Below are 11,876 nucleotides of genomic sequence, written 5' to 3'. Positions count from 1 at the left end.
GCGTGCATGAAACGGTACGACTGGTACAACGAGATCCATCGACTCGACGCCGAAGCCGACTGCCGGCGGATCGCGCAGATTCTCAGCGCACACGAGTTCCCCTGGGACATCATGCAGGCCCTGGGCCTGGCCCTGTACCGGACCTACGCCGCGCCGAGCATCGGCGAACTGCTCGGCGAGACCCGCGAGTTCACGACGCGTACCCAGTACCGGTACGACGACACCGCCATCATCCTCGACCAGATCCTGGAGCACGGCTTCGAACCGGGCCCCGGGCGCGATTCGCTGCGCCGGATGAACCAGATGCACCGGTCCTACGACATCAGCAACGAGGACTACCAGTACGTGCTGAGCACCTTCGTGGTCATGCCGGTGCGCTGGATCAACGACTGGGGGTTCGGCTGGCGGCGGCTCTCCGATCACGAGATCGCCGCCAACACCAATTACTACCGGCGGCTCGGCCGGCACATGGCGATCAAGGAGATCCCGGAGACCTACGCCGAGTTCCTCGACCTGTTCGAGTCCTACGAACAGGCCAACTTCGGCTACTCCGAGGGCGGGCGTGCCGTCGCCGACTCCACGCTGAAGCTGATGATCGAGTTCTACCCGAAGTGGCAGCGTCCGATCATGCGGCCGTTCATGATGGGGCTGCTGGACGACCGGCTGGTCCGCGCCTTCCGGTACGACGAGCCGTCCCGGTTCTGGCGGGCGGCGGCGCACGCGTCCCTGAAGGCGCGGGCGCGCGTCGTCCGGTTCCTGCCGCCGCGGGATAAGCCGCAGTGGGCCCGGATGAGCCCGAACATCAAGAGCTACCCCGACGGGTTCGACCCCAACCGGATCGGCACGTTCCCCAAGGGCTGCCCGGTGCCGCACGACCTCGCCACCGTGGAGGTCGCCGAGACCGGCGCACGCGTCCCCGCCCCGGGCCAGGCGGTGCCGCCGGCCGCGGACCGGTCCTGACGTCCGGCGGTTACGGGCGTGCGGGGTGGACCGGACCGCCGGATCCACCCTCGCGCGTCCGCCGCCCTCACGTGCGGCGGCGCAGCACCGGCAGCAGCAGCCCGACCACGACCAGCGCCGCGCCCGCTCCCGCCAGCGTGATGGGCAGCGTCTCGCGCACCAGCGGCAGCCGGGTCATGCCCGGAGTGGCCGACTCGATGTAGCCCTCGGTGGTCTCCTCGGTGAAGCGCAGCACGCCGTCGAACAGCACGAGCCGCTCCTCGCCGTCCACGCTCGCCGCGCGGTGGTGGCGCTCCTCCAGGTCGATGGGGATGCCGGTGGTCGGCTCGATCCAGTACGTGCGGGTGAGGGAGAACATCTCGTCGGCGGTGACGTCGCCCTCGCCGTCCATGCCGAGCAGACTCCGGGGCATGGTGCGCTCGCCGACCCGCGTCGGCTCGATCACCTGCACGAACCGGTAGGTGGGCACACCGTGCACCGTCTCCTCGCCGCGGAACTCGATCGGCCACGTGCGCCGCGTGGTGGTGTCGAAGAACTCGTAGTCGCGGCGCTCGGTCAGGAACGGGAACTTGAACACCTGGCCGCTCTGCTCCGCTCGCTCACCGTTCACCGACGGATCGCAGCAGTCGACGGCCTGGCCGGTGAACCGGTCATGCCCGGCGCGGCGGGTGGTGGACTGGATCGGATAGTCGCGGTCGACGTCGGTGACCCAGGTGAACTGGTCCCACACCACGACGTCGGAGTCGCTCGCCGGTACGTCGGCGCGGAAGGTGGAGTACGCCTCGACGGTCGCGCCCTCGACCGACTCCAGGTCCTCGGCGCTGAAGTAGCTGACGTTCTCGCCGTGGTTCACGACCTCGTTGTAGTAGTCCATGGGCGTGCGCATCAGTGCGGGGGCCACCCAGAACCGCAGCATCGGGGCCAGCGCCAGGCTGAAGACTCCGAGAGTGACACAGACGAGCGCGAGGGTACGGCGCATGACCCCTCCCGGGCCGGGGATCCCGATCTGGAACGTGCTTCAGTTTGAGGTATCGTAGTTCGCCCCGTGAGCTACGTCACCGGGGTGTGCCGCATTCTTTATAACAAGTTCTATTGCCCTCCCGCGCACCGAGGAGGAGCCCGCCCGTGACCTCCTCCCCCGGCTCTCCCACCGTCCCCTCCACCCCATCGCCCGCACCGGCCGGCCTTCCGCAGGCGCACGGCCGCCTGACCGCGCTGGAGGGCGTCCGGGCCCTGGCGGCGCTGATGGTGCTGGTGTTCCACGTGGCGATGGAGACCGGAGCCGCGCTGGCGCCCGGCGTGCCCGGGGCACTGCTCGCGCGCGGTGAGATGGGCGTGCCGCTGTTCTTCGCGCTGTCCGGCTTCCTGCTGTACCGCCCCTGGGCGAGCGCGGCCCTCGACGGCGTCCGTGGCCCGCGGGCGCGCGGCTACCTGTGGCGGCGCGCGCTGCGGGTCCTGCCCGCCTACTGGATCGTGGCCGTCACCGCGATGCTGCTGTGGTCACGGGACCGGATCGCCTCGGTCCCGGCCTGGGCCGAGGTGCTCACCCTCACCTTCGTTTACGATCCCGGCCCCTGGTGGGTCGGCACCGGTCCCCCGGGGCTGGGGCAGATGTGGAGCCTGTGCGTGGAGGCCGCCTTCTACCTGGCGCTGCCGGTGCTGGCCGCCCTGCTGGCCCGCCACGCGGCCCGTTCCGCCCCGGCCGACGGCGTCGGTGGGCGGGCCCGGCGGCTGCTCGCCGGGCTGGCCGCGCTCGCCGGGCTCGCGGTGCTGGCCACACTGCTGCAGTTCTATCCGGAGCCCCGGCCGCAGCTGCACGCCTGGCTGCCCCGCACCCTGGGAATGTTCGCGGTGGGAATGGCGCTGGCGGTGCTCGCGGAATGGGCGCGGCGGGAGCCCGGACCGGACGGGCCGGTGCGGCGGCTGTGCCGCACGCTGCCGCGGTCGGCGACGCTGTGCTGGCTGACCGCCGGCGCCTGCTACCTGGTGGCCGCCACCCCGGCGACCGGCCCGAGGTTCGTCGGCGTGGACGGCTTCTGGGTCGCGCTGGTGGACATGGCCACCTCCATGCTCTTCGCGTTCTTCGTCATCGCCCCGGCCGCCCTGCTGCCCGACCCCGCCGTCGCGGTCCCGGCGGAGGGCCGGTGGCTGCCCGCGCTGCTCCGGCATCCGGTGGCCGGCTACCTCGGCCGCGTCTCCTACGGGATCTTCCTGTGGCAGTTCGTCGTGCTGTACCTGTGGCGGGAGTTCACCGGGCAGGAGATCTTCACCGGGTCGTTCTGGCTGGATCTCGTGCCGGTGACCGCCGGCACGCTGCTGCTCGCCGCCGCCACGCACCGCTGGGTGGAGGAGCCGGTCCGGCGATGGGGGGCGCGGCGCCGCCGGACGGCCGATCCGCCGCCGGCGCCGTAGGCGGGGTGCGAGCGAGCACCGGATCCAGCGGTGCCCGCAGCCTCGTCCATGTCCGGCTGCCGAGGCCGCCCCGGAGGCGGCGCCGTCGGCCAGGGCGATTCCCGGATCCGGCTTCACCACACACCTAGCCGCCCACCGGCGCCAGCTCCCCCAGCGTGACGGCGTGCAGGCACACCTCGTCGTCGGCGACCTCCAGCAGCAGCCGGTCACCGGAGCCGCCGAGCGGCACGTAGCGGGTACCGCCCTCCGGCGCGGCGGGCAGCGCGGTGCGCAGCAGGGCGCCGCCGACCCCGAGCGTGACCTGGGTGTCGGAGTCGGCCGTGTAGGCGAGCGTCGCCACCACGGTGGGACCGCCCGTCGTCTCCACCGGCCAGAGGGCCCGGCCGTCGACGGTCGCCACGCAGTCCTCGTCCTCCGGCGGGCCGACGTACATGCCGCCCGGCGCCGGGCCGGCCGGAACCAGCCGGCCGGAGTCGTCGAAGACCAGCGCGGCCGCCGCCGGGCGGGGATCGGCGACCCGCGCGGCGACTCCGTCGGGGGCGAGCGGACTGAGGAGGACGGAGCTGAGCCGGGCCGAGCCGTTCCAGGGGTGCACGATGTCGTCCGGCACCGGGCGGGGGTAGACGCCGGCCTCCTCCGGGACCGATCGCAGCGCCGACCGGGCGGTGCCCAGGTAGGAGCGGACCCGGTCGTCGGCGAGCGTCGCGACGTAGGTGTGCGTCGACCACACGGAAGCGGTGAGGAACGCCACGGCCGCCCCGGCCGCGAGAACCCGGTACCGGGCGGGGGACGGGGGTGCCGGCGCCGGGGCGTGGCCGGTCCCGGCGCGTGGCGGGGAGGAGGGCCGGAAGGCGAGGGCCAGGCACACGGCGGCGACCGGGACGGCGCCGGCCAGGTGCCGTGGGTCGCCGCCCGCGGCGGAACCGAAGGCGGCGTAGCCGAGAGCCGTCGGCAGCGCGTCCGCCACCAGCAGGTATCCGGCGAGGACCGCCCACACCCGCCAGGACCGGCGCCGGTACCGCAGACCCGCCAGCACCAGGGCGCCCAGTACCGTCCAGGCCACCGCGACCGTCGCCGGTGCCGGGTCCGGCAGTCCACCTGCCGGCGCGGCCGGCCCCCACTCCAGCGGACCGCCCACCACACCGGTCGCGAAGACGACGCCGAGCAGCCGCGCGACGATCGCCGCCGCCGCGCCGAGGTCGACCGCGCCCAGGTCCACCGGCGCCCCCTGGACGGAGAGCCGCAGCGCGACCTGCCCGATCGCCAGCGCGGCCAGCCCGGTCCAGAACCCTGGCCGCTCCGCCAGCAGCGCACGCACTCCCCCGTGCGGTCCCCCGGCCGGGCGGGCGACGAGCAGCACCGCCACGAGCAGCAGCGGCAGCAGCGCCGCACGTTCGGAGAACGCGAGCCCCACCAGCAGCGCACCGGCCGCCCACCAGGCGTACCGCGGCTCGCCGTCGCGGTGGAGACGCACCGTCCACAAGAGGGCGAGCACCATGGCGATCTGGTACGGCACCGCACTCAGCGCCGCCGACCACCAGGCCACACTCGGCAGGGCGAGCGGCGCCGCCAGGAAGACCGTCAACGGCGGCAGCGTCGCCCACCGCCGCCCCGCGAGCACCCGGAGCAGCCGGAACATGGCCAGGCCCGCCAGCCCCTGCAGCACCAGCACCGACCCCGCTGCCAGGGGCCAGTGGTAAGGCGCGACGGCGGTCAGCGCGTACACCAGCAGCATCGCCCCGGGCGCGAACCCGCCGTGGTAGGGGCCGGTGAGATGGTCGACGGTCAGGGTCGCCGCGGCCGCCCGCCCGATGAGGACGAGATCGTCCTCAGCGAAGTAAGCGTGCCGCAGAACGTACCCGCGGAGCACGAGTGAGGCCGCGACGAGCAGGACACCGGCGACGAACGGCCCGTCGAACCCGGCGGGCAGCCGACGCGCGGCCCCGCCGGCACGCCGTCCGAGCGCCCGGCCCAGGACTCCCACTCGGGTACGCGCGCCCGCGATGGCGCCGAAGTAAAACACGTTCTACATAGTGCCGTGCGCGGCGCACGGACTGCCATCGCCGTGGAGGATACGGAACAGCAACGCGATGCGGCGTTCGGCGGCGGGGGCGGCCCCGGCGCGATCCCGTGCCGAACGTCGGCCCGCTCGTGCCCGGCGGGGACGCCGTGCGGGCCGACGCCCAGCGCCCGACGGAGTCCGCGCCGGAGTTCGACGGTCCGTGCGGTCGGTACTGGCCGGGCCGCCGGGCGGTGCGGGCCACCGGACGGTTTCACGGCCTGCAGCACCGGCACCGGCCCCGCTGCCAGGGGCCAGTGGTAGGGCGCGACGGCGGTCAGCGCGTACCCCAGCGGCATCGCCCAGGCGCGAACCCGCCCTGGGAAGGGCCGGTGAGGTGGCCGACGGTCAGCGGCGCCGCCGCCCGCCCGATGAGGACGAGATCGTCCTCAGCGAAGTAAGCGTGCCGCAGAACGTACCCGCGGAGCACGAGTGAGGCCGCAACGAGCACGGCGCCGAAGGAAAACTCGTTCTACGTACTGTCCGGAACCGCGCGCGGACCCCACCGGCACGGAGGGGACCGAACAGGAACGCGATGCGGCGGCCGGTGCCCGCTCGGGTGCGGCGCCCCCGGCCGCGCCGCCGGACGGTTTCGTGTGGCCGCGACGATCGCCGCGGGCACCGGACGCGTCGTCGTGGTGATATCCGCCGATCGGACACGCCCAGCGCCCGCCCGATTCGGCGATCACCGAGTTCCGCCCGCGCGCTGATGGGCGCGGACCATGGAGCGGTCAGCGCCGGTGCTCCACTCGGCGTCGCCCCTCGCGTCGTCCTTGAAGGGTGCCCCTTCCCGTAATCGGAGCGGGTGCCGTCGGCATCGCGGCTGTACGCCGCGCGACGGATCCGTCCGCACGGACCGGGCGCAGGCCGCTTCGATCCGCTCCCCGTGTCTCACCACGCCGGTCGTGCAACGGACCGGCCACCCGGGCGCCCTTTCTTCGGGCGATCAGCCGTGCCCGGGATCACCCGCCCGGTGGCGCGATGTCCGGCGGTACTGCTGCCCTCCTCGGCGGTCCCGGATGGCGATACCGAGATCACGGAGCGCGTCCCGGGCGTCCTCGGCGGCGCCGGTCCGCTTGTCGGCCAGTGCCCGGTGCCGCGCGCGCAGCAGCGCGTGCGCCCGTTCCCCAAGGTCCGGATCACCGTCCACCCACGCGGCGAAGGCGGATTCGTGCGGATCGGTCTGCCCCCGCCAGGGGTAGCCGAACCGCTGGAACGCGCGCCGCAGCCCGCCGACGAGGACCCGGTCCGCGGGCACGCGCACCAGCTCCACGGTCTCCCGGTCCACCAGCACCAGGTCGTGGCCGTCGGCGCACACTCCGTCGACGAGGTCACGGGCGACGCGGAGGCCGACACCGGCGCGGCGCACGACCACCTCCTCGCCGCTCACCGTCACGACGGGGTTCTCCCGCTCCCACTCTCTGAGGAGCCACGCACCGAGGACGAGCCCGGTGGCGGTCAGCACGGGCACCGCCCATGCCAGCGGCAACTCGGCGGCGAGCCGCAGCGGAGCGGGGGCGCCGTCGGCGAGCCGGACCAGCCCGTCCACGACGGGGCCGACGATGAAGGCGGCGCCGAAGCCGAGCACGGCCCCGGCCGAGAGTACGAGGCACCGCCAGGCCGTGGGAATCCGCACGGTGACCTCGCGGGCTTCGGGCTCACTCATGATGGTGCGTCCCTCCCGGCTGGTTCGGGGCCAGATAGGCCAGGGCCGTGCGGCGCAGCGCGGCGACGGGCGAATGGCCGGGCCTGGCGTTCAGATAGGTGGCGTCGACGATCGCCTGCAGCCAGCTGGCCGCCTCGGCCGGATCGAGGTCGGGATCGACGGCGCCGTCCTCGATACCACGGGCGATGAGCCCGGCCAGGCCGTCCCGGACGACCCGTGCGGTGCGCGTGACGACGGACAGCAGGTCGGGGTCGTGCTCGACACGGCGCAGCAGCTCGACCACCATCCCGGCCGCCCCCGGGTCCGCCGCGTCCCGCGCCTGGTCCGAGAGCACGTCGAGAATCGCGGCGACGGGATCGGCCGCATCGGCGTGCCGGTCGATGAGCGCCTCCGCCAGCGGAAGATCCCGCTCGAACACCGCGCGGAACACCGCCGGCTTGTCCGCGAAGTAGTAGAAGACGCTGGCCGCGCTCAGCCCGGCGGCCTCGGCGATGTGGGCGACCGTCGTCCGCTCGTACCCGCGCTCGCCGAACAGCCGTCCGGCGGCGAGCAGAATCGCCTCGCGTCGCTGGGCCGTGCGGTCGGGGTCTGCCGTGCGAGCCACGATGCACCTCGATTAATTAACTGATCGGTCAATCAATGATAGGAACGCCCCGGCTCCTGGGCAAGGCGGCTCACCGCGACGGACGGTCGCGCCTTGACACCTCCCCCCGGCCGACCGCCAGAATGAAACGCGTTCCACCGTCCCGAATCCGCCGACACGGGACCGTCCCGGTGGCGGCGAACGCGGCACAGGAACACATCCCACGGCGAGACGAGGAGGCCCCGGTGCACTCTGCGCCCGGTGACCATGCGGCTCGGCGGACGGACGGGGCCGTCCGCGGCGCATTCGCCGTGCTCGCGGGCGGCCGGTCACGGACCCGTACCGGACTCGACGAGGTCCGGCGGGACTGGACCCGGCTCGGCGCCGAAGCGCCGCTGTGGGCGGTGTGCGTGGACCCCGCGAAGCGCGACACCGGCTGGGACGACGAGGAGTTCCTCGCCTCCGGGCGCCGCGAGGTCGACGCGGCGCTGCGGCGGCTGGCCGAGGCCGGTGCGACGCCCGGAAGCGGGCGGGCGCTCGACTTCGGGTGCGGGGCCGGCCGGCTGTCCAACGCGCTGGCCGCGCACTTCGACTCCGTCGTCGGCCTCGACATCTCCGCACCCATGCTCGCGGCGGCCCGGCGGCTGGACCGCAGCGGCGGGCGGATCGAGTTCCGGCTGCACGACTCCCCCGACCTCGGCGGCTTCCCCGATGCCGGGTTCGACCTCGTCTACTGCGACCTGGTGCTCCAGCACGTCCCACCGGCGCTGGCCCGCGGCTACCTCGCCGAGTTCGCCCGGGTCGTCCGGCCCGGCGGCGCGGTGGTGGTCGGCGTCCCCGACCGGGAGCGCCGCACGGCGAAGGGCCTGCTGTTCCGGTACGCCCCGTGGCCGGTGATCCGCCTCGGGCAGCGGCTGGTGCTGCGTTACCCGGCCCCCATGCGCATGCACCCGGTGCCCGAGCGGGACGTGCGGGGCGTACTGGCGGGCCACGGCGCCCACGTCCGGACGGTCGAGGAGTACTGGGCGGGCGACCACTGGCGGCACCTGCGCTACTTCGCCACCGTCGACGCGCCTTCCGGCCCGGGAGCGGCGCCGTGACCGCGCGCCCGTCCCGGGAGTCCGGGGCCCCGGCGCCGTTCCGCGCCACGGCGGCCCGGTCGGTGCGGCTGTTCCGCGCGTTCCGGCGAGAGCAGACCGATCCCGACCACTTCTACGGCATCCTGGCACGCGACACCGTGGCGCAACTCGCCCACTACCTCCCGGGTGGGCGGGCCGGGCTGTCCGGTGCCCGGGTGCTGGACGTGGGCGGCGGCCCCGGCTACTTCTCCGACGAACTCCGCGCCGCGGGGGCGCACCCGGTCTGCGTGGACGCCGACGCCGGCGAACTCCGGCTCCGCGACGGCCGCGTCCCGGACACCGCGGTCCTCGGCAGCGCGCTCGCGCTGCCGTTCCGCGCCGGCGCCGCCGACATCTGCTTCTCGTCCAACGTCCTGGAGCACGTCCCCGCACCGGAGCGGATGGCCGATGAGATGCTCCGCGCGACCCGCCCGGGCGGCCTCGTCTTCCTGTCCTACACGGTGTGGCTCTCCCCGTGGGGCGGCCACGAGACCTCCCCCTGGCACTACCTGGGCGGCCACCGTGCGGCGGAGCGGTACACCCGCCGCACCGGTCACCGCCCGAAGAACGACTTCGGCCGCACGATGTTCGCCGTATCGGCGGCGCGCATGCTGCGCTGGACGTCCCGCGCGCGCCGTACCGGAGCCGTGGACGTCCTGGCCGCGCGTCCCCGTTACCTGCCGGACGCCGCGGCCTCGGTGGTCCATGTGCCGCTCCTCCGCGAGATCGTCACCTGGAACCTGCTCCTGGTACTGCGGAAACGGCCGCCGGACGGCTGACCTGCCCGGGGCGCAGCGCTATGGCGGTGGGTGCGAGGTGGGTGGTCCGGTGGAATCTCGCCGCCGGCCGGGAGGCCGCGCCCGATACGACCCGGCCTGGCGTGCCCGGCGGTGTTCCTTCTCCAGATCGTGAGCGAGCAACACACCGTGGCCACACCCGACCGAAGAGCTACGAGCCGCCGAGCCGGCGCACCAGGCGACCCGTGGCCTCCCGGACGCCCCGGCCCACCCGTGCGGCGCTCGCGCGGTACCGCTCCGCCACTCCTCCGGCGCCCTCTGCCGCCGCCGCCGCGGCCACGATCGTGATCGGGCGTTCCGCGTACACCTCCAGCACCCGGCTCCGGCGTTCCAGCCAGTCCGCCACATCGTGGTCGATGTACCGGGCCGCCGTGAAGATCCGCCGGGATTCGGACGGAATGTCGATGCCGAGCATCGAGTCATGGTGGGCGATCCGGTTCCGGAACTGACGGACCCCGTCCAGCACGGCGAACACCTCCTCGCGGCGGCCCGGCGCGTTAGGGAAGGCCCGGCGCAGGCACGGACGCCACAGTTCCTGGTACGGGTCCCGCAGGAATCCCGACCAGAATCCGAAGGTCAACCCGGCGACGATCTGGTCCCGGGTCTCCTTCCCCTGCTCGCGAAGGCGCTCACGCACGTTCTGCACCTGGTCGGCGAAGTCGCCGCCGGGGATCGGCATGAGGAACCACGGGATGCCGCGGCCGTCCTCGTCGAAGTGGGCGCGCAGGCAGGAGTCGAGGGCGTTGCGAAGCAGGACTTCGAGGTGACCGACGTCCTCGAAGGCGGTCGCGGCCATGCGCGTGCTCCATTCGTACATCGCGAGAGCATCGCGCCGGTCCCCGTTCGCCTTCACCAGGTAGGGAGTCATTCGCGACTCTGAGAGCCGGTTCCAGACGATATCGACGTTGTCGTCGGCATGTGGCATGCGGCGAAAGTACTGCGCGGTGGGCACCCGGTACGACCGTGCCCTCATCCGGCTCACTTCATCCCGCGCGCCGCCGCACCGCGTCGGTCCGCCGACCGGATGCACTGGGTTTCCCATCGGCCGTCCGTCCCGCAGCGGCCCGGCGGACGAATCCGGCCAGTATCAGCAGCGCCCCGATGCCCGCGAGCCCGGCCGGCAGCGCGGTCCGGGTCGAGGTCAGCAGATCGGCTCGGCGGCCGGCCGCCGTGGCGTTCGCGGTCGCGTCGCTCAACGGGGTCCGGAAGTCGGCCGCCAGTAGCACCCGCTCCGGTGCGTCCCCCTCGATCTCGCCGTCCACGGGACGCAGCGTCTCCGTGCGCCGCTCCCGCATCTGGACGACCCGGCCGGTCACCGGCTCCACCCAGTAGACGCGTTCGGCGGCCACCCAGCGGGCCGCGCCCACCGTGCCGCGCGCGTCGGAGCCGAACAGGCTCGCGGGAACCGGACGCGCCGGCTCCGGAACGACGGCCGGCCCGACGGTCTGCACATAGCGCTCGGTCGGCACGCCCGCGATCACGTCGGCGCCGCCCGGCGCGGCGGGCACGGCGGTGCGCAGGTCCGGGTCGAACACCGGGCGTTCCACCTCCCCGCCACCGGGCGGCCACCACGGGCCGAGACCGCCCGGCCGGACGGAGTGATCGCCGCCGACATGCCCGCCGCAGCACGCCACCGTCTCCCCCGACTCCCGGTCGACCGTCACCCGCCACGCCAGATGGCCGAGCGTTCCGTCCGGCCCGGACGTCGTCGCGCTCACGTTCCACGCGGCACGGTCGGCCGCGCCCGGTACCGGTGCACCGACGGCGTCGATCCGCCGCACCAGCTCGGCGTCCTCGCGGGTCCGCCACGTGGTGGTGTCCAGGTACCGCGCGGACGCCGCCTCCAGCCGCCACGTCAGGTGCCCGCCGTCGGGGAGCCGGGCCAGTTGGCCGTGCACCGGGAAGCGCAACAGGAGCGCCAGGGTGACCAGGAACGCCCCGGCCGCCACCAGCAGCGCGGGAACATCGGCCCGCCGGGCGGAGCCGGTGGCCGCACCGGTGGTCCCGGCGTCGGCGGCAGCCTTCGGCCCCGCTGCGGATTCGTCCTGCGAAGACGACACGTTCACACACCCTCACCATGGACCGGCCGACCGGAACCGCCTGAGACCGGCCCCCGATCCCCATCCCGCACCGACAGCCCCGCCCTCACGCAACGCCCCGCCCCCGAACCACCCCCCGCGACGGACGGCCCCGACAGCGACCACCCCCGCGTGCCCGTTCCGTTCCCATCGGCCGGGCGTCCGGAGGCGCGAGCGGCCCACCGTGAGTGGGCGCGATACCG

The 11,876-nt window shown here is 74.1% G+C and carries 10 protein-coding genes; 4 read left to right on the top strand and 6 right to left on the bottom strand.

Translation table 11 applies throughout. The features are described from left to right. Window positions 1-6 precede the first annotated feature (6 nt). Complete coding sequence (locus ACFQRF_RS07600) at window positions 7-960, top strand: oxygenase MpaB family protein (protein ID WP_379869993.1); 954 nt, start codon at window positions 7-9, stop codon at window positions 958-960. A 67-nt stretch (window positions 961-1,027) separates the two neighbouring features. On the opposite strand, the gene pgfA (ACFQRF_RS07595) is transcribed toward ACFQRF_RS07600, so the two are convergent. Continuing rightward, on the bottom strand, window positions 1,028-1,939 hold the full coding sequence (pgfA, locus tag ACFQRF_RS07595) for a cell envelope lipid trafficking protein PgfA (RefSeq protein WP_379869992.1): 912 nt from the start codon (window positions 1,937-1,939) through the stop codon (window positions 1,028-1,030). 146 nt (window positions 1,940-2,085) lie between these two features. Between pgfA (ACFQRF_RS07595) and ACFQRF_RS07590 the strand changes: the two genes are divergently transcribed. Beyond that, window positions 2,086-3,372 (top strand): acyltransferase family protein, encoded by a 1,287-nt coding sequence (locus ACFQRF_RS07590; protein ID WP_379869990.1) that lies wholly within the window; start codon window positions 2,086-2,088, stop codon window positions 3,370-3,372. 124 nt (window positions 3,373-3,496) lie between these two features. Here the strand turns inward: ACFQRF_RS07590 and ACFQRF_RS07585 are convergent, their stop codons facing one another. The 3 genes from ACFQRF_RS07585 to ACFQRF_RS07575 all read right to left on the bottom strand — a co-directional run bounded on the left by ACFQRF_RS07585 (window position 3,497) and on the right by ACFQRF_RS07575 (window position 7,701). After that, window positions 3,497-5,395, bottom strand: coding sequence for a hypothetical protein (locus tag ACFQRF_RS07585; protein ID WP_379869989.1), 1,899 nt, complete (start codon window positions 5,393-5,395; stop codon window positions 3,497-3,499). 982 nt (window positions 5,396-6,377) lie between these two features. Then, a complete protein-coding gene (locus ACFQRF_RS07580; RefSeq protein ID WP_379869987.1) occupies window positions 6,378-7,097 on the bottom strand; it encodes a YqeB family protein in 720 nt (239 codons plus the stop codon). Then, window positions 7,090-7,701 (bottom strand): TetR/AcrR family transcriptional regulator, encoded by a 612-nt coding sequence (locus ACFQRF_RS07575; RefSeq protein WP_379869986.1) that lies wholly within the window; start codon window positions 7,699-7,701, stop codon window positions 7,090-7,092. The genes ACFQRF_RS07580 and ACFQRF_RS07575 overlap by 8 nt, the downstream gene beginning before the upstream one ends. A gap of 224 nt (window positions 7,702-7,925) precedes the next feature. On the opposite strand from ACFQRF_RS07575, the gene ACFQRF_RS07570 reads away from it, so the two are divergent. Beyond that, window positions 7,926-8,780 (top strand): class I SAM-dependent methyltransferase, encoded by an 855-nt coding sequence (locus tag ACFQRF_RS07570; protein ID WP_379869984.1) that lies wholly within the window; start codon window positions 7,926-7,928, stop codon window positions 8,778-8,780. After that, window positions 8,777-9,577: a class I SAM-dependent methyltransferase gene (locus ACFQRF_RS07565; RefSeq protein ID WP_379869982.1), complete on the top strand. Its 801-nt coding sequence runs from the start codon at window positions 8,777-8,779 to the stop codon at window positions 9,575-9,577. Before ACFQRF_RS07570 ends, ACFQRF_RS07565 begins: the two co-directional genes overlap by 4 nt. 169 nt (window positions 9,578-9,746) lie before the next feature. Here the strand turns inward: ACFQRF_RS07565 and ACFQRF_RS07560 are convergent, their stop codons facing one another. Both ACFQRF_RS07560 and pgfA (ACFQRF_RS07555) read right to left on the bottom strand, forming a co-directional pair. After that, entirely contained in the window at window positions 9,747-10,520 is a 774-nt protein-coding gene (locus tag ACFQRF_RS07560; RefSeq protein ID WP_379869981.1) for a hypothetical protein, read from the bottom strand. A gap of 58 nt (window positions 10,521-10,578) precedes the next feature. Further along, entirely contained in the window at window positions 10,579-11,655 is a 1,077-nt protein-coding gene (gene pgfA, locus ACFQRF_RS07555; protein ID WP_379869980.1) for a cell envelope lipid trafficking protein PgfA, read from the bottom strand. Window positions 11,656-11,876: the final 221 nt, after the last annotated feature.

Origin of the sequence: Marinactinospora rubrisoli (genome assembly GCF_042664915.1) — a bacterium.
Classification (GTDB): domain Bacteria; phylum Actinomycetota; class Actinomycetes; order Streptosporangiales; family Streptosporangiaceae; genus Marinitenerispora; species Marinitenerispora rubrisoli.
The sequence above is the reverse complement of the archived record's forward strand: the minus strand, read 5'-3'. Positions and strand labels throughout refer to the sequence as shown.